Source organism: Caballeronia pedi (genome assembly GCF_001544915.2).
GTDB lineage: Bacteria > Pseudomonadota > Gammaproteobacteria > Burkholderiales > Burkholderiaceae > Caballeronia > Caballeronia pedi.
The window spans coordinates 198,319-216,051 of sequence record NZ_FCOE02000004.1 but is presented as its reverse complement, the minus strand read 5'-3'; the positions used below and the strand labels follow the sequence as shown (position 1 = coordinate 216,051).

17 protein-coding genes are annotated in these 17,733 nt (G+C 63.8%); 14 read left to right on the top strand and 3 right to left on the bottom strand.

Features of this window, described 5'->3' with window-relative positions; all coding sequences use genetic code 11:
* Window positions 1-62 precede the first annotated feature (62 nt).
* Together AWB80_RS08125 and AWB80_RS08120 are read left to right on the top strand one after the other, a co-directional pair.
* Window positions 63-860 carry a mechanosensitive ion channel family protein gene (locus AWB80_RS08125; RefSeq protein ID WP_061174130.1) on the top strand — a complete coding sequence of 266 codons (798 nt, stop codon included), beginning with the start codon at window positions 63-65 and terminating at the stop codon, window positions 858-860.
* Between the two features lie 59 nt (window positions 861-919).
* A complete protein-coding gene (locus AWB80_RS08120) occupies window positions 920-1,123 on the top strand; it encodes a DUF3185 family protein (RefSeq protein WP_061174129.1) in 204 nt (67 codons plus the stop codon).
* A gap of 10 nt (window positions 1,124-1,133) precedes the next feature.
* Here AWB80_RS08120 and AWB80_RS08115 read toward each other — a convergent pair whose 3' ends face one another.
* Window positions 1,134-1,910 carry a phytanoyl-CoA dioxygenase family protein gene (locus AWB80_RS08115; RefSeq protein WP_061174128.1) on the bottom strand — a complete coding sequence of 259 codons (777 nt, stop codon included), beginning with the start codon at window positions 1,908-1,910 and terminating at the stop codon, window positions 1,134-1,136.
* A 312-nt stretch (window positions 1,911-2,222) separates the two neighbouring features.
* Here AWB80_RS08115 and AWB80_RS08110 point away from each other — a divergent pair, with 312 nt between their 5' ends.
* On the top strand, window positions 2,223-2,573 hold the full coding sequence (locus AWB80_RS08110) for a hypothetical protein (RefSeq protein WP_208635625.1): 351 nt from the start codon (window positions 2,223-2,225) through the stop codon (window positions 2,571-2,573).
* Between the two features lie 7 nt (window positions 2,574-2,580).
* On the opposite strand, the gene AWB80_RS08105 is transcribed toward AWB80_RS08110, so the two are convergent.
* Window positions 2,581-3,660: an alkene reductase gene (locus tag AWB80_RS08105; RefSeq protein ID WP_061174127.1), complete on the bottom strand. Its 1,080-nt coding sequence runs from the start codon at window positions 3,658-3,660 to the stop codon at window positions 2,581-2,583.
* A gap of 124 nt (window positions 3,661-3,784) precedes the next feature.
* Window positions 3,785-4,972: a methionine adenosyltransferase gene (metK, locus tag AWB80_RS08100; protein WP_061174126.1), complete on the bottom strand. Its 1,188-nt coding sequence runs from the start codon at window positions 4,970-4,972 to the stop codon at window positions 3,785-3,787.
* A 275-nt stretch (window positions 4,973-5,247) separates the two neighbouring features.
* On the opposite strand from metK, the gene AWB80_RS08095 reads away from it, so the two are divergent.
* The 11 genes from AWB80_RS08095 to gshA all read left to right on the top strand — a co-directional run bounded on the left by AWB80_RS08095 (window position 5,248) and on the right by gshA (window position 17,639).
* A complete protein-coding gene (locus AWB80_RS08095; protein ID WP_061174125.1) occupies window positions 5,248-6,132 on the top strand; it encodes a lipid A biosynthesis lauroyl acyltransferase in 885 nt (294 codons plus the stop codon).
* 50 nt (window positions 6,133-6,182) lie between these two features.
* Complete coding sequence (gene dapF / locus AWB80_RS08090; protein ID WP_061174124.1) at window positions 6,183-7,055, top strand: diaminopimelate epimerase; 873 nt, start codon at window positions 6,183-6,185, stop codon at window positions 7,053-7,055.
* 15 nt (window positions 7,056-7,070) lie between these two features.
* Complete coding sequence (locus AWB80_RS08085; RefSeq protein WP_061174123.1) at window positions 7,071-7,790, top strand: DUF484 family protein; 720 nt, start codon at window positions 7,071-7,073, stop codon at window positions 7,788-7,790.
* Between the two features lie 2 nt (window positions 7,791-7,792).
* The gene (gene xerC / locus AWB80_RS08080; RefSeq protein WP_061174122.1) at window positions 7,793-8,728 is read left to right on the top strand and encodes a tyrosine recombinase XerC; all 936 of its coding nucleotides are present in this window, start codon (window positions 7,793-7,795) and stop codon (window positions 8,726-8,728) included.
* A 38-nt stretch (window positions 8,729-8,766) separates the two neighbouring features.
* Window positions 8,767-9,966: a class I SAM-dependent rRNA methyltransferase gene (locus tag AWB80_RS08075; protein ID WP_061174121.1), complete on the top strand. Its 1,200-nt coding sequence runs from the start codon at window positions 8,767-8,769 to the stop codon at window positions 9,964-9,966.
* 137 nt (window positions 9,967-10,103) lie between these two features.
* Complete coding sequence (locus tag AWB80_RS08070) at window positions 10,104-11,174, top strand: CobW family GTP-binding protein (RefSeq protein ID WP_061174120.1); 1,071 nt, start codon at window positions 10,104-10,106, stop codon at window positions 11,172-11,174.
* A 532-nt stretch (window positions 11,175-11,706) separates the two neighbouring features.
* The gene (gene dksA / locus AWB80_RS08065; RefSeq protein ID WP_008352366.1) at window positions 11,707-12,123 is read left to right on the top strand and encodes an RNA polymerase-binding protein DksA; all 417 of its coding nucleotides are present in this window, start codon (window positions 11,707-11,709) and stop codon (window positions 12,121-12,123) included.
* A gap of 375 nt (window positions 12,124-12,498) precedes the next feature.
* Window positions 12,499-13,035 carry an ATP-dependent protease subunit HslV gene (gene hslV, locus AWB80_RS08060; protein WP_014192734.1) on the top strand — a complete coding sequence of 179 codons (537 nt, stop codon included), beginning with the start codon at window positions 12,499-12,501 and terminating at the stop codon, window positions 13,033-13,035.
* A gap of 11 nt (window positions 13,036-13,046) precedes the next feature.
* Window positions 13,047-14,384 carry an ATP-dependent protease ATPase subunit HslU gene (hslU, locus tag AWB80_RS08055; RefSeq protein WP_061174119.1) on the top strand — a complete coding sequence of 446 codons (1,338 nt, stop codon included), beginning with the start codon at window positions 13,047-13,049 and terminating at the stop codon, window positions 14,382-14,384.
* A gap of 324 nt (window positions 14,385-14,708) precedes the next feature.
* A complete protein-coding gene (gene ada / locus AWB80_RS08050) occupies window positions 14,709-15,791 on the top strand; it encodes a bifunctional DNA-binding transcriptional regulator/O6-methylguanine-DNA methyltransferase Ada (RefSeq protein WP_061174118.1) in 1,083 nt (360 codons plus the stop codon).
* A 228-nt stretch (window positions 15,792-16,019) separates the two neighbouring features.
* Entirely contained in the window at window positions 16,020-17,639 is a 1,620-nt protein-coding gene (gene gshA, locus AWB80_RS08045; protein ID WP_061174117.1) for a glutamate--cysteine ligase, read from the top strand.
* The last annotated feature ends 94 nt before the right edge of the window (window positions 17,640-17,733 follow it).

The window sequence follows — 17,733 nt, the reverse complement described above, 5'->3', positions numbered from 1 at the left end:
CAAGGGGAACGATCGCGCCCGAACCCGGACCAATGCAGATTCCGTTTCGAGGAGCTTGACCCATGGATTCGATCGACAGACTGCGCCCCGCCTACGATTCCTTCACCGCGATCGCCGTGACCTACGGCATCGACATCGTATTGGCGATCCTGATTCTCGCGGTGGGCTGGTGGATTTCCAACACCGTCGCGAACGCGCTGCGCCGCACGCTCGGGCGCACCAACGTCGACGCCACGCTCACGCCGGTGCTCGCCAGCCTCGCGATGTGGGCGATCCGCGTGATCGCCATCGTGGCGGCGCTCGGCAAGTTCGGCATCGCCGCGGCCAGCATCCTGACCGTGCTCGGCGCCGCCGGCCTCGCCATCGGGCTCGCGCTGCAGGGCACGCTGCAGAACATCGCGGCCGGCCTGATGCTGTTGCTGCTGCGGCCGTTTCGCGTCGGCGACTATATCGAGGGCATCGGCACGACGGCGGGCACCGTCAACGAGATCGGGCTCTTTACGACGCGCCTCACGAAAGCCGACGGCATCGTCATGTTCGTGCCGAACAGCCTGATCTGGGCGAACGCGATCACCAACTACAGCGCGAACGATCGCCGGCGCGTCGTGATCAATTTTCAGGCGCAGCACGGGTTGAAGGTCGAACAGGTGCTGGGCGAACTGCGCCGGCTGATGACTGAAGATCAGCGCATCGTGCAGGACGGGCCTTCCGCGCCGTGGGTCGCGGTTACCGATTACACCGATACCGGCGTCAAGTACAACCTCGGCGCGTGGACGACGCGCAGCGACCATCAGTACGTGATGGCCGATCTGCTGCGCAAGATTCAGCCGTATACGCGCGAACAGGCGGTGGCCGCCTGACTGGACGCGTTCGCGCGGAGCGAATAAGCTGACGCGCCCTGACAGACGAGACACACGATATGACCCGAGCGATTTCCGTTGCGCTGCTTGTCGGCGGCGTCGTGCTGCTGTATTTCGGCGGCACGTCATTCCATTCGCTCTCTAACGACGTCGCGCGCTTCTTCACGGGCTCGCCCACGAACAAGACCATCTGGCTGATCGCGGGCGGCATCATCGCGTCGCTCGCGGGGCTGATCGGCCTCGCGATGCCGTCGAAGCGCTGAGTGTCAGACGTCAGACCAGCGGCACTTCCGGTTTCGACGCCGAGCGCGTGCCGGGCAGCGCCGCGTTGCTGGCGCCGCGATACGTGAAGACGAGCGAGAACTTCACCTGATCGGAGAGGTTCTTGCCGGCCGAATGCAGCGTGTTGCAATGGAAGAACACGACATCGCCGGGTTCGAGTTCGGGCGATATCGCCGTGCGGATCAGCGCCGCGTTTTCAGGCAGATCGGAGCGGAAGAACTTGGCGTCGTCGAAACGGTCGGACGTGAACGGCAGCTTGTGCGATGTCGGCACGAACCAGAGCGCGCCGTTATCGACCGTTTCGTGACCGAGCGCGACCCACGCGGATACGAGATCGTCGCGCTCGAACGCCCAGTAGCGCACATCGCGATGCCAGCCCGTCAGGCTGCCGTACGCCGGATGTTTCGTCATCATGCAGTTGTGATGCGCGCGCGAAAGGTACGGCGTCTCGCCGAAATACAACTCCATCCAGCCGCGCACTTCGGGCGACGTCGCGAACTCCGCAAAGAGCGGATGGCGCGCGTAGGCGTCGAGCAGGCGGCGCACGGTGTGTCCGCCGGGCGCGTCTTTCGAATCGGGCGCGCCGGGATATTTCAGATCGGCTTCGAACTCCACGGGCGCGGCGGCCTGCGCAAGCTGCTGGCGCGCGACTTCGCGCATCGCCTCGCGCCGCTCCTGCGAGACCAGCCCTTTGACGATCACGTAGCCCTTCTCGCGCAGCTCGTGAACCTGTTCTTTTTTCGATTTCAACGCGTTTTGATCAGACATTTCAGTTCTTGGTCCTGCCGCTTTCGAATGAATCATGCCGGTGACGCTATATCCGGAATCGGGGCGAATACAGCGATTGTAAATCCGGCGTCGCGCAAAGGCCCGCGCCACAATGTATTGCGGAATATTTATCAGCAGACGCTTCATAAAACAGCAGGGAAAACGCGGACTTACCCGAGTAATAAAGCTCTTGTACATTGGCCGCATCAATTCGGTGCAACTTGGCGAACGCCTTTGAATCGAATCCTTGAACGCTATTTTTGAGACGACTATCGTCGAGTTTGCTTCCACGCATCCGACCTCCCCTCCGACATGAACCACCGTATTGCTATCGGCCTTTCGCGTGTTGCCTCGCGCGCCGCGCGTCCTGCCCGTCGCGGCATGATCCGCGCGCTGCGTCATCACTCCACCCGCACGCAGTTGCTCGCCGAGCAACTGAAAAACGTGCATCCGGTCGACGGCATCCGGTCGTGGTTCCGTGGTTTCTTCTTCAATCTGCGTGTGCGTGCGGCGTCCCGCCGCGTGTCGCTGCGCGCCTTGTTGCGCCGACCGGTGCAGTTGCGCGCGCCGTCGCCGAAACCGAAGGCGGCCGCGCAGACGAGCCGCCGTCCGCGCAGGCTGTCCACGAGCAGCGCGGGCTGGTACGCGTTCGCCGCGCGTTGAGCGCGTTTCATCGGCGTTGGGTGTCGTCGAACGCCGGATAGTCCGTATAGCCCGCCTCGCCGCCGCCGTGAAGCGTCGACGGATCGGCATCGGCAAGCGCACGATTCGCCTGCATGCGCTCCACCAGATCGGGATTCGCCACGAACGGAAGGCCGAACGCCACGGCATCGGCGGTGCCGCGCTCGATGAGCGCATGCGCTTCCTCGGGCCCGCAATCGGCCGTCGCGATGATCGCGCCATCGTAGGCGTTGCGCAGGGCGTCGTCGGCATCGGCGAGCTGCACGTACGCAATGCCGATGCGCTTCAACTTCCCCGCCAGATGCGATAGCGACGCCAGCGCTTCTGCATCCTCGATGTCCGCGCCGGTGAATCCCGGCGAAAGCCGGATGCCGACGCGATGCGCGCCGACCACGCCCGCCACCACGTCCAGTACATCGACGACGATCCGCACCCGGTTCTCGACACTGCCGCCGTAGTCATCGGTGCGCCGGTTCGTGCCGGTCGCGATGAACTGATGCAGCAGGCAGCCGTTCGCGGCGTCGATCTCGATCAGGTCGAAGCCGGCACGATCAGCGCGGTGCGCAGCGTCGACATACTGCAGCACGACGCCCGCGATCTCGTCGGTGTCGAGCGGGCGCGGATCTTCGGCGTCGATGAAGCCTGTCGTACCGTCGTCGTGCTGAATCAACACCGTCGCACCGCGCGCACGAATCGCGGACGGCGCCACGGGCGGCGCTCCCGCCTCCTGCAAGCGCCGATGCGACACGCGCCCCGCATGCGACAGCAACGCCGCGATGCGTCCGTGCCGCGCATGCACCGCGCCTACGATGCCTTTCCAGCCCGCTTCCTGCGCCGCCGTGTAAATGCCGGGCGTGGCCCAGCCGCCTTGGCCTTGCCGTGAAATCTGCGTGGGTTCTGTGACGATCAGCCCGGCGCTCGCGCGCTGCGCGTAATAATGCGCGTTCATTTCGGACGGAACGTCGCCGGGCTGCGACGCGCGATGACGCGCGAGCGGCGCCATCACGATGCGATTCGGCAGTTCGAGCTTGCCGATGGTGACGGGTGAGAAAAGCGTGTCGTGCGGCATGGCGACTCCGCGGATGTCTGGTCTTGCCGTTCAGACATTCCGCAAGAAACGCGCCGCACAGAGACAAAAAAGCCGGCAAGCGCAATGCTTGCCGGCTTTCGTCCTGCTCGTTCGGACGATGGCGTTACGCCACGCTCGCGACCGGTTCCGTGCCAGCCGCTTCGGCCAGCGCCAGCGCCTTGTCGGCGATTTCCCACGTGAATTCCGGCTCTTCGCGGCCGAAATGGCCGTATGCCGCCGTCTTTTCGTAGATCGGGCGCAGCAGGTCGAGCATCTGGATGATGCCCTTCGGACGCAGATCGAAGTGCTCCTGCACGAGCTTCGTGATCTCCGCATCCGACACGCGGCCCGTGCCGAACGTGTTGACCATGACCGAAGTCGGGCGTGCGACGCCGATCGCGTACGAAACCTGAATCAGCGCGCGCGATGCCAGGCCCGCCGCGACGATGTTCTTCGCGACGTAACGGCCCGCGTAGGCCGCCGAACGGTCCACCTTCGACGGGTCCTTGCCCGAGAACGCGCCGCCGCCGTGCGGAGCCGCGCCGCCGTAGGTATCGACGATGATCTTGCGGCCCGTCAGACCGCAATCGCCCTGCGGACCGCCGATGACGAAACGGCCCGTCGGGTTCACCAGGAACTTGATGTCGCCCTTGATGAGTTCCTTCGGCAGCGTCGGCTTGATGACTTCCTCGATCACCGCTTCGCGCAGTTGCGGCAGATCGATGTCCGGCGAATGCTGCGTGGAGAGCACAACGGTGTCGATGGAATGCGCGCGGCCGTCGACATAGCGCACGGTGACCTGCGACTTCGCATCCGGGCGCAGCCAGGGTAGACGGCCGTCGCGGCGCAGGTTCGCCTGACGTTCGACGAGACGGTGCGAAAGGTGAATCGGCAGCGGCATGAGCTCGGGCGTTTCGTCGCACGCGTAACCGAACATCAGGCCCTGGTCGCCGGCGCCTTGGTCGAGGTTGTCGTCATGCGCCTTGTTCACGCCTTGCGCGATATCCGGCGATTGCTTGTCGTACGCGACGAGCACCGCGCAGCCGCGATAATCGATGCCGAAATCCGTGTTGTCGTAGCCGATGCGCTTGATGGTGTCGCGCGCGACCTGGATGTAATCGACGTTGGCGGTGGTCGTGATTTCGCCCGCGAGGACGACGAGACCCGTGTTGCAGAGCGTTTCCGCCGCGACGCGCGAATATTTGTCCTGCGACAGGATCGCGTCGAGGATAGCGTCGGAGATTTGATCGGCAACCTTGTCCGGGTGGCCTTCGGAAACGGATTCGGAAGTAAAGAGATAGTCGTTCGACACGCTTCAGACTCCATTTGAGTACGGTTGATATTCACGTAGCCGACTTCGTTTGGAGTCTGAAGCGGCGACGCTTTAGCGGATGTCTTTCCGGGCCGGCTTCTTCTCGAAAGATAAGAAGACTCCGACCCGCTTCGCCCCGCAAGTTGTCCATTAACTCGGCGAAGGTTCTATTATACCGGTTTCCCTTGTTTTCACAGAGCCGAACGCTTGTCGCAATCCGCCACGCATCAAACATCCGCTCATCGCGGCCGACCGTCCGCACGCTGGAGCCGCTCATGCTAGGGCGCATCGGCGTGGCGCTCGCCATCGGCTTTCTCAAGTTCCTGGCGCTCATCCCTTACGGCATCACCGCGCGTTTCGGCGATGCCCTCGGCTGGCTGCTCTATCAGATTCCGAGCCGCCGCAGGCGCATCGTCCATACGAATCTGAAGCTGTGCTTTCCTGAGTGGTCCGACGAAAAACGCGAGGACATCGCGCAGAAGCACTTCCGCCACGCGATCCGCAGCTACGTGGAGCGCAGCGTGCAATGGTTCGGCTCGGCGAAGAAGCTGGAAAAGCTGATCGAAGTCGATAGCGCCGTCGATCTCACCGATCCCGACCTGCCGCCCACGCTCTTTCTCGGGCTGCATTTCGTCGGGATCGAGGCGGGCTCGATCTTTCTCAATTACTCGCTGCATCGGCGCTGCGGGTCGTTGTATCAGCCGTTCTCGAATCCGCAGATCGAGGAGCTCGCGAAGGCGCAGCGCGCCCGCTTCGGCGCCGACATGGCGAGCCGCGCCGACAGCGCGCGCATCGTGCTGCGCTGGCTGCGCGATCGCAAGCCTGTGATGCTCGGCGCGGACATGGACTACGGCATGCGCAACTCCACGTTCGTGCCGTTCTTCGGCATCCCCACTTGCACGCTGACGGCCGTCGGCCGGCTCGCGAAAACGGGCAAGGCGCAGGTCGTGCCGTTCATCGGCGAGGTGTTGCCGGACTACAAGGGTTATCGGCTGAAGATTTTCAAGCCGTGGGACGACTACCCGACCGGCGACGACGAAGCCGACGCGCGCCGCATGAACGCGTTTCTGGAAGAGCAGATTCCGCGCATGCCGGAGCAATATTACTGGGTGCACAAGCGCTTCAAGACCCGGCCGCCGGGCGAGCCGGGATTCTATTGAAGCGTGAGCGGCGCGAAACGCCGCAGCGCGGGTCACATACAATAGCCGCCATGAAACTCAAATTCACCAAGATGCAGGGCGCGGGCAACGACTTCGTCGTGCTCGACGGCTACACGCAGGCCCTCGCTCTCACCGCCGCGCAGGTGCGCGCGCTCGCGAACCGCCACTTCGGCGTGGGCGCGGATCAGTTGCTGCTCGTGGAAAAGCCGACGATCGACGGTGTCGACTTCAAATACCGCATCTTCAATTGTGATGGCGGCGAAGTCGAGCATTGCGGCAACGGCGCGCGCTGCTTCGTGAAGTTCGTGCGCGACCGGCGTCTGACGGACGCCTCGACCGTGCGCGTGCAGGTGCAGAACGGCGTCATCACGCTGACCATGCAGGAAGACGGCGAAGTCGTCGTCGACATGAGCACGCCGGTGTTCGATCCGCCGCTCGTACCGTTCGACGCGCTCGGCCTCGAAGGCCGCCGGCAAGGCAACGACACGCTCTGGCCGCTCGACCTGAACGGCGAAACGCGCTGGATTTCCGCCGTCTCGATGGGCAATCCGCACGCGGTGCAGATCGTCGAGGATGTCGAGGCGTATCCGGTATTGATCGAAGGCCCGCTCGTCGAGCGTCATGCGCGTTTTCCGAAGCGCGTGAACGCGGGCTTCATGCAGATCGTCGACCGTCATTCGGTGAAGCTGCGCGTATTCGAGCGCGGCGCGGGCGAAACGCTCGCCTGCGGCACGGGCGCGTGCGCGGCGGTGGCCGCGGGCATCCGGCGCGGTCTGCTCGATTCGCCGGTGCGCGTCGAGACGCACGGCGGCACGCTCACGATCACTTGGGACGGCGCGCGCGACGAATCCGCCGCGCTGCTCATGGCCGGGCCCGCCGCGACCGTTTTCGAAGGCGAGATCGAGCTCGATCGCATTGATTAACGCAACCAGGTCATCATGAACCCACGCGAAGTCGCCGACTACCTGCTCGCCAACCCCGATTTCTTCGTCGAGCATGCGGAACTGCTCGGCACCATCCGGCTTTCGAATCCGCACGGCAAGGCGGCCGTGTCGCTGCAGGAACGCCAGATGGAAATGCTGCGCGACAAGAACAAGCAGCTCGAGCGGCGTCTCGCCGAACTGCTGCGCTACGGCCACGAGAACGACAGCATCTCGACCAAGTTCAATCGCTGGACCGTGCGCGTGATTTCGCAGCGTGATCCATACGCGTTGCCCGCGACCATCAGCAAAGGCCTGTGCGAAGTCTTCGACGTGCCGCACGCCGCGCTGCGCGTGTGGGATATCGACGAAGCGTATCGGCAGGCGGATTTCGCGCGCCAGGTCGGTGAGGAAGTGCGCATCTTCACGAGCAGCCTCGCCGCGCCGTACTGCGGCACGAATACGGGCTTCGCGGCGGCGCAATGGCTCGGCGCGGCGAACTCGGCATCGGCGACGGTCGCGCCCAGCGACGGCCCGGCCGACACCGACCGCAAGATCGAATCCGTCTCGCTGATCGCCCTGCGCGACCCGCAGGGCGGTCCGGACGCACCGAGCTTCGGCCTGCTCGTGATGGGCTCGCCCGATCCGCGCCGCTTTCACGACGGCATGGCGACGGACTTTCTCACGCACATCGGCGCGCTGGCGAGCGCGGCGCTGTCGCGCTTGCTGCCGCACTGAACATGAACGCCGCCGCGCCCTCGGAAAATGCGATCGCCGACTATCTCGCGATGCTGGAGCACCAGCGGCATCTCTCCGAGCACACGCTGCGCGGCTACACGCATGAACTGGGCGAGCTGCGTGCGCTCGCCAAAGACCGTCCACTCGAATCGCTGACCGCCGCCGATATTCGCGGCGCGGTCGTGCGCGCGCACGCCGGCGGGCTGTCGTCGCGTTCGATTGCGCATCGGCTGTCGGCGTGGCGCGCGTTTTATCGATGGCTCGCCGAGCGCGTCGAGATGCCCGCGAATCCCGTCGCGACGGTGCGCGCGCCGAAACGCGAAAAGACGCTGCCGAAGGCGCTTTCCGTCGACGACGCCATGGCGCTCATGGACGCGCCGCAAGCCGGCACGACCGAAGCGCTGCGCGATCACGCGATGCTCGAACTGTTCTATTCGTCGGGCTTGCGGCTCGCGGAACTCGTCGGGCTCGACGTGCGTTTCGTCGACAGCAGCGAATACACGTCGCAAGGCTGGATCGATCTCGACAGCGCGGAAGTCACCGTGCTGGGCAAGGGCAAGCGCATGCGCAAAGTGCCCGTCGGCAGGAAGGCAATCGACGCCTTGCGCGCGTGGATTGAAGTGCGCGGCGAGTTCGTCAAGCTCGATCCGCACGCGCTCTTCGTCTCGGTGCGCGGCAATCGCATGTCGCCGGGCGTGGTGCGTGAGCGCGTGAAGCGTCTCGCGCTGCAGGCGGGCATTCCGTCGAACGTGCATCCGCATGTGTTGCGGCATTCGTTCGCCACTCACGTCCTGCAATCGAGCGGCGATCTGCGCGCGGTGCAGGAACTGCTCGGTCACGCGAGCATCACGGCCACGCAGGTGTATACGTCGCTCGATTTTCAGCATCTGGCCCGCGTCTACGATGCGGCGCACCCGCGCGCAAAGAAGCGCGATTGACCCCCGACGGCGCCCCGCGCGCCGCTTTCATCACCGCAATGAACACCATCACGCTCAAGCCGTCGAAGGACAGATCGCTCGTTCGCCGCCATCCGTGGGTCTACGCGAACGCGATCGCGCGTATCGACGGCGATCCCGCGCCCGGCGCGACGGTCATCGTGCGCGCGGCGGACGGACGCTTTCTCGCGCGCGCGTCGTACAGCCCGCATTCGCAGATCCGCGCGCGCGTATGGACCTTCGACGAAAGCGAGCCGGTCGATCACGCGTTCTTCAAGCGCCGCGTGCAGCGCGCGGTCGCGCACCGGCAGACGATGGTGAAGGACACCGGCGCCACGCGTCTCATCTTTGGCGAGGCGGACGGCTTGCCGGGTTTGATCGTCGATTACTACGTCGCCGACGAAAAGCCGCGCGCGCAGCTCGTCTGCCAGTTCATGGCGACGGGCGTCGAAACGTGGAAAGAGGCCATCGTGCAGGCGCTGATCGACGCGACCGGCTGCCCGAACGTCTACGAGCGCTCGGACGTGTCGATCCGCCAGAAAGAAGGACTGGAGCAGACCACCGGGGTGCTCGCCGGCGACGCACCGCCCGATACGCTCATCACGAACGAATGCGGCGTGCGTCATCACGTCGATGTGCGCAACGGCCACAAGACGGGCTTCTATGTCGATCAGCGCGACAACCGCGTGCTCGTCGCGCAGCACGCGGCAGGACGCGAGGTCTTGAACTGCTTCTGCTATACGGGCGGCTTTTCGCTTGCGGCGCTCAAGGGCGGCGCGACGCGCGTGGTATCCGTCGATTCATCCGGCGAAGCGCTCGCGCTCGCGCGCGAAAACGTGAAGGCGAACGGCTTCGACGCGGACAAGGCCGAATGGCTCGACGCCGATGCCTTCAAGACGCTGCGCCGTCTCTACGACGAAGGCCGGCGTTTCGACCTGATCGTGCTCGATCCGCCGAAATTCGCGCCATCGAAGGAAACCGTCGATCGCGCCGCGCGCGCTTACAAGGACATCAACCTGAGCGGCTTCAAGCTGCTGCGGCCGGGCGGGCTGCTTTTCACCTATTCGTGCTCGGGCGCGATCGATTCCGAGCTGTTTCAGAAGATCGTCGCGGGCGCGGCGGCGGATGCGCGCGTCGATGCACGCATTCTCAAGCGCCTGGGCGCGGGCGTCGATCATCCGCTGCTGACGGCGTTCCCGGAAGGCGAGTACCTGAAAGGGCTGCTGTTGCAAATCGCCTGATCGCCCCAAAGTAGCCGCAATTCGCGCTCTGTCCAAGGCCGCGCGCGGCGCTGGCTTGACAAATATGTTTCAATAATCGATTCAGCGCGGTTCCAAGACACAGACGACCGAACACAGACAAGGACACAGGCGACACCATGATTCCCGTAACCATCCTGACCGGCTTTCTGGGCAGCGGCAAAACCACGCTGCTCAAGCGCATCCTGAACGAGCAGCACGGCATGAAGATCGCCGTGATCGAGAACGAGTTCGGCGAAGAGAACATCGACAACGAAATTCTCGTCCAGGAAACGAACGAGCAGATCATCCAGATGAGCAACGGCTGCATCTGCTGCACGATCCGTGGCGATCTGGCGCGCGCGCTCGAAGACCTCGCAAACCGCAAGAAGGCGGGCACGCTCGATTTCGACCGCGTCGTGATCGAGACCACCGGCCTCGCGAATCCGGGCCCGGTCGCGCAGACGTTCTTCATGGACAACACCATCGCCGACGAATTCCTGCTCGACGCGATCATCACGCTGGTCGACGCGAAGCACGCGAACGCGCAGCTCGATCAGCATGAAGTGGTGCAGCGGCAAGTCGGTTTCGCGGATCGCCTGTTCGTCACGAAGTCCGATCTCGTGTCTGCCGACGAACTCGAATCGCTCAAGCATCGCCTGCTGCACATGAACCCGCGCGCCGCCGTCCGGATCGTCAATTTCGGCGATGCCGACATCAAGGAAATCTTCGATCTGCGCGGCTTCAATCTGAATTCGAAGCTCGAAATCGATCCGGATTTCCTCGCGGAAGACGATCACGACCATGATCACGCGCACGATCATGATCACGACCACGATCATTCGACCTGCGGTCACGATCACAGCCATGATCACGAGCACGGGCATCATCACCATCACGCGCACCACGACGACAAGATCAAGTCGTTCGTCTACCGCAGCGACAAGCCGTTCGATCCGAACCGCCTCGAAGACTTCCTCGGCGGCATTCTGCAGATCTATGGCGAGCGCCTGCTGCGCTACAAGGGCGTGCTCTATATGAAGGGCGTCGATCGCAAGGTCGTCTTCCAGGGCGTGCATCAGATGATGGGCAGCGACCTCGCCGGCAAATGGATGCCGATCGAGAAGAAGAACAGCAAAATGGTGTTCATCGGCATCGAGCTGCCGAAGGATCTGATCACCGACGGACTCGACGCCTGCCTCGTGAAGTAATCCGGCACGCATCTCGCTTGGAAACGAAAACGCCGCTGCGAATGAATCGCGGGCGGCGTTTTTCATGAGCGACTTTCGATGCGGGTATGTAGTCGCGACCACGAACCGACATCGCTTTTTGCACGTCCAGGCGTTATATTTTTGAAATTCCGGCGTGAATTGACAGGGTTTTCCTCGTTATCGTCGGAAATTGCGGTTCAGTTACAATACAGCCCCACTGGAGAAGGGCAGTTCCGCTGGATGCGCGTCTTTCAGGCGCTCGCTCGGCGGAAGTCAGGAGAAGGGATGTCCCGTCGGGACGATGCCTCGATTTGCCGGGGGAAGGCAAATCAAGTCAAAGCACCGGGGCCGGAAATCCTGGGCCATGCAAATGCGCCCGTCGTCATCCGGAGCATCATCCAATATCGGTTTCCAGAGGAGTTCGGCCCCGCATCGACGCGTCGCGCAGCCCCAAGCGTACCGATGCGCTGCATGCGGGCAACGCAAGTGCGGGCGTTGCGAAGACATCGCCTTACATTGAAGAAGCAAGCAGATGACAACGAAACTCTTGACCGAAGCCGAAATCCTGAAGATGAGCGAGAAGGACTACATGAACGAGGATCAACTCGCCTTCTTCAAGAACCGGCTCGAGCAGTTGCAAGCGGACATTCTGAAGAATGCCGGCCAGACGACCGAAAATCTGCGGGAAACGGTGATCGTGCCGGACCCGGCGGATCGCGCGACCATCGAGGAAGAGCATGCACTGGAACTGCGCACGCGCGACCGCGAACGCAAGCTCCTGAAGAAGGTGCAGCAATCGCTCGCGCGCATCGAGTCCGGCGACTACGGCTGGTGCGAAGAGACCGGCGAACCGATCGGCATTCCGCGACTGCTCGCGCGCCCGACGGCCACGCTGTCGCTCGAAGCGCAGGAACGCCGCGAACTGCGTCAGAAGCTGTTCGGCGACTGAAATAGCTGCTGGCAGGCGATTATCGCGGGACCGCCCCGCCACGGGGAAAACGCCGCCGCAAAAAGTTGCGCTAGAGCAGAGAAATCAAGGAAAAGGCACCCATCGACGGGGTGCCTTTTTTGCTTTCGGGCTGGTAAAAAACGCCGCACGTCGATGTCGAAAGTCTTGATAAATCTTCCAGCGCCCTAAAATGATCCGGACGCGCCGCCGCGAAAGCATCATCGCGGCGGGCGCGAGCGCGGCGCCCCGCCTGCGGCCTCCGAGGCCCGGACGGAACCCCGCGCCGTGCTGTCCATCGAATTCTCGACTGCGCGGCGGCCGGTCGTTCGACGAAAGAGCCGCCCCGCGTCCTTCTGGTTTTCACAAGGAACGCACATGGAACAATTTCACGGCACGACCATCGTCTCCGTGCGCCGCGACGGCAAGGTCGCGCTGGGCGGCGATGGTCAGGTGACGCTCGGCAACATCGTCATGAAAGGGGGCGCGAAGAAAGTGCGCCGCATCTATGGCGGCAAGGTGCTGGTCGGCTTCGCCGGCGGCACGGCCGACGCGTTCTCGCTGCTCGATCGCTTCGAAGCGAAACTCGAGAAGCATCAGGGCAATCTGACGCGCGCCGCCGTCGAACTGGCGAAAGACTGGCGCACCGACCGCATGCTGCGCCGGCTCGAAGCCATGCTGATCACCGCCGACAAGGACACGACGCTCGTCATCACCGGCAACGGCGACGTGCTCGATCCCGAACACGGCATCGCGGCGATCGGCTCGGGCGGCGCCTACGCGCAGGCGGCGGCGCAGGCGCTCATCGAAAACACGGACCTCGCCCCGCGCGACATCGTCGAAAAGGCGCTCACCATCGCCGGCGACATGTGCATCTACACCAATCACAATCGCGTCATCGAGACGATCGAATAAAGGACCCAGCGATGACCACCATGACTCCCTCCGAAATCGTCTCCGAACTCGACAAACACATCATCGGCCAGGGGCGCGCGAAGAAGGCGGTTGCCGTCGCGCTGCGCAACCGCTGGCGCCGTCAGCAGGTCGGCGAACCGCTGCGCCAGGAAATCACGCCGAAGAACATTCTGATGATCGGGCCGACGGGCGTCGGCAAGACCGAGATCGCGCGTCGTCTCGCCAAGCTCGCGGACGCGCCGTTCATCAAGATCGAAGCGACCAAGTTCACCGAAGTGGGCTACGTCGGGCGCGATGTGGACAGCATCGTGCGCGATCTGATCGAAATTTCCGTCAAGCAAACGCGCGAATCCGAGATGAAGAAGGTCCGCACGAAGGCGGAAGATCGCGCGGAAGACCGCATCCTCGACATTCTCCTGCCAAGCGCGCGCCCGGTCGGGTTCGGCGCGGCCGAGTCGAGCAGCGAGGGCGACAACACCACGCGCCAGACTTTCCGCAAACGCCTGCGCGAAGGCGCGCTCGACGACAAGGAAATCGAACTCGACGTGGAACTGCCGCAAGTCGGCATGGACATCATGGGGCCGCCGGGCATGGAGGACATGACCGAGCAGATTCGTTCGATGTTCGCGAACATCGGCGGCGGCAAGAAGACGCGCCGCAAGGTGAAGGTGAAAGAAGCGCTGAAGCTGCTCACCGACGAAGAGGCCGGCAAGCTCCTCAACGACGAAGAGGTCAAGAGCCGTGCGGTGCAGAACGTCGAGCAGAACGGCATCGTGTTTCTCGATGAAATCGACAAGATCGCGTCGCGCAGCGAGGCGGGCGGCGCCGAAGTGTCGCGCGCGGGCGTGCAGCGTGATCTGCTGCCGCTCGTCGAGGGCACGACCATCAACACGAAGTACGGGATGATCAAGACCGATCACATCCTGTTCATCGCGAGCGGCGCGTTCCATCTCGCCAAGCCGAGCGATCTGATTCCCGAGCTGCAAGGGCGCTTTCCGATTCGCGTCGAGCTGGATTCGCTGTCGGTCGGCGACTTCGAATCGATCCTGAATTCGACCGATGCGAGCCTCGTCAAGCAGTACAAGGCGCTGCTCGCGACCGAAGGCGTCGAGCTCGATTTCACCGACGAAGGCATCCGGCGTCTCGCGGAAATCGCGTATTCGGTGAACGAGAAGACCGAGAACATCGGCGCGCGGCGGCTGTATACGGTGATCGAGAAGCTGCTGGAGGAAGTGTCGTTCGCGGCGGGCAATCACACGGGCCAGCCGGTGCGGATCGACGCGGCGTATGTGGACCGCGCGCTCGGCGAAGTGGCGCAGGACGAAGACTTGTCGCGCTACGTGCTGTAACGGCGGAGGCGTTGTCCAGGAACGAACCGGGCCGCGGAGCCCGGTTTTTTTCGTCTGATAAAAACGTACAGACGAAAAAAAGCCCGCCTAGGTTGGCGGGCTGAATCCATATCAGGAGGAGACATGGAGGAGACAGTTCCAATAATACATAGACGGTTGATGCGACGCAATAGAAATTTTAGTAAAAACCCCTATGGCGTGATTCTGTGGCATCTGTGCGTCACTTTTAGGATTCCGCCTGCCGATGACACCGCAAGAAACGGCGCGTAACCTCGTCTGCACGGCTCTACAGTGGTCCCGTACCCAAGAGCCTTCGAGGTCGTCATGAAAACCGTAGCCAACCCTGTCTTTTCATCCGATGAAACCCGCTGGCAAGCCGTCGTCGACCGCGACGAGCGTGCCGATGGTGCTTTCTTCTTCGCCGTGCGCACGACCGGCGTGTTTTGCCGGCCCTCGTGCGCGTCGAGGGCGCCGCGTCGCGAGAACGTCGAATTCTTCCTGACGACCAATGCAGCGGAAGCCGCTGGATATCGCGCCTGCAAGCGCTGCCAGCCGACCAGCCTGCCGCGCGAACTCGCCATCGTCGAGCGCGCGTGCAAGGTGCTCGACGCCGATCCGCAACAGCGCATGACGCTCGCCCAGTTGAGCGATGCCGTGCACGTCAGTCCGTTCCATCTGCAGCGCCTCTTTTCGCGGATCGTCGGCGTTTCGCCGCGTCAGTATCAGGCGGCGCAACGCGCGGGCGTGCTGCGCGACGCGTTGCAGCGCGGCCGCGACGTGACTCGGGCGACGCACGACGCCGGTTTCGGCTCGCCGTCGCGCATGTACGAAGCCGTGCCCGCCGAACTCGGCATGACGCCGTCCGCGTACAAGCGCCAGGGCGCGGGACTGACCGTGCGCTACGCGACCGCCGCGACGCCGCTCGGCACGGTGATCGTCGCCGCGACGGACAAGGGCGTCTGCAAGATCGCGTTCGGCGACGATGCGGATACGCTCGTCGGACAGCTCGCCGCCGATTTCGCGCAGGCCGAACGCGTCGAGGATGCCGCGAAGATGGAGCCGTTTATCGCGCAGATTCGCGCGTATCTGCAAGGCACGCGCGAGCGCTTCGACTTGCCGCTCGACATCGGCGCGACGGCTTTCCAGCGGCGCGTGTGGGACGCGTTGCGGCGCATCCCGTATGGTCAGACGCGCAGTTACACGGACATCGCGGCCACGCTCGGCTCGCCTCGCGCGGTGCGCGCGGTGGCCAACGCGTGCGGCTCGAATCCCGTCGCGCTCGCGATTCCGTGCCATCGCGTGATCGGCAAGGACGGCGCGATCTCCGGCTATCGCTGGGGCACGCCGCGCAAGGAAGCGCTGCTCGAAACCGAGCGCGCCCACCACGAAGCCAACAAGGTCGCATGAAGCACACGCGCTCGCCGTCGTCATGACGCGCGGGCGCTTCGAACGCCTCGCGAGCCTCCCGACGCGGCTCCGCACCCCTCCTCCGCACACCCGCGCGAATCCTCCGAAAAACCCGCAAACCCTTGCGGTTTCTGGGCTCAAGCACGCCTGACACCGAGATGTTAAAGTGCCCGCTACCCTAAAAAAATGACCGGGCGCATGCGCTCGCGCTCCTCGCAGATTGCTTCAATGGCAAACAAGAATCCCGCTCACCCCAAGGCCGGCGCTTTCGCGCGCAGGCTTGCCGCGCTCGCGTCCGGGCCACACGCCGACGCGCTGCGCCAAGGCTTGCGCGGCATCGAAAAAGAAAGCCTGCGCGTGACGCCGCAAGGCAAGCTGGCGATGACGCCGCATCCGCGCGCGTTCGGCTCCGCGCTGACGCATCCGCTCATCACGACTGATTACTCCGAGGCACTCGTCGAACTCATCACGCCCGCCGAAGCCGACGCGGCGCTCACGCTCGATCGCCTCGACGTGCTGCATCGTTTCGCGTACGCGCACATGGGCGACGAGCTGCTGTGGAACGACTCGATGCCCAACTCGCTGCCGCCGGAGGACGAGATTCCGTTCGGCTATTACGGCACGTCGAATATCGGCACGCTGAAGAACGTGTACCGGCGCGGGCTCGCGCTGCGTTATGGGCGCACGATGCAATGCATCGCGGGCATCCACTACAACTATTCGCTCAACGAAAATGTGTGGCGCGCGTGGCAGGCGCTGGACAACACCAGCACGCTGTCCGCGAAGGATTTCCAGTCGGAACGCTACTTCGCGCTCATCCGCAACTTCCGCCGCACCAACTGGCTGCTGATGTATCTGTTCGGCGCGTCGCCGGCGCTCAACAAGCGCTTCGTCGAAGGCAAGACGCATCATCTCGACACGTTCGATGCCGACACGCTCTATCTGCCGCACGCGACCAGCCTGCGCATGAGCGATCTCGGCTACGCGAACAATCCCGCGCAGGCGGACCTGCTGCCGAGCTACGACACGCTCGACGCGTATCTCGACGTGCTCGCCAAAGCGGTGAGCCAGCCGTACGCGCCGTATGAGGCCATCGGCACGCAGCGCGACGGCGAATGGGTGCAGATCAACACCAACGTGCTACAGATCGAAAACGAGTTCTACTCGACGATCCGCCCGAAGCGCGTCACGTATTCGGGCGAGCGCCCACTGCATGCGCTGGCCGAACGCGGCGTGCAGTACATCGAAGTGCGCTGTCTCGACATCGATCCGTTCGAGCCGACCGGCATTTCGCTGGAGACCGCGCGCTTTCTCGATGCTTACCTGCTGTATTGCGCGCTGGAAGACAGCCCGTTGTTGCCGCCCGCGGCGAGCATCGAAGCGAACGGCAATTTCAGCGCGGTTTCGAAGGAAGGACGCAAGCCGGGGCTCACGCTGCAACGCGACGGCGCGAGCGTGCCAATGCAGCAGTGGGCCGAAGCGCTCTTCGATGCGATCGAGCCGGTCGCGAAGACGCTCGACGCGCTCAACGGCAAAGACGACCACACGCGCGCGCTTCAGGGGTTGCGGCCGCGCGTCGCGGATGCATCGCTGACCCCGTCCGCACGCGTGTTGCAGACGATGCGCGACAATCGGCAATCCTTCGACGCATTCGCGCTCGAACTCAGCGCGCGTCACGCCGAAACGTTCCGCGCGCGCCCGCTCTCGGTCGAAGACGAGCGCGCGATGGAAGAACTCGCGGCGAAATCGCTGGTTGAGCAGACGGTGGTCGAAAGCAGCGACACCGAATCGTTCGATGCATTCGTCGCCGCCTATCAGGACTACAAGCTGAATCCCGCGAGCGCGTGAGCGTTCACGCTTCCCCGCGACGAGCAGCTTTTTCCGTTCCGGCGCCCGCGCGCGCCGGAAAGCCTTACCGGCTTATGCAACAGAGGGAAACGCG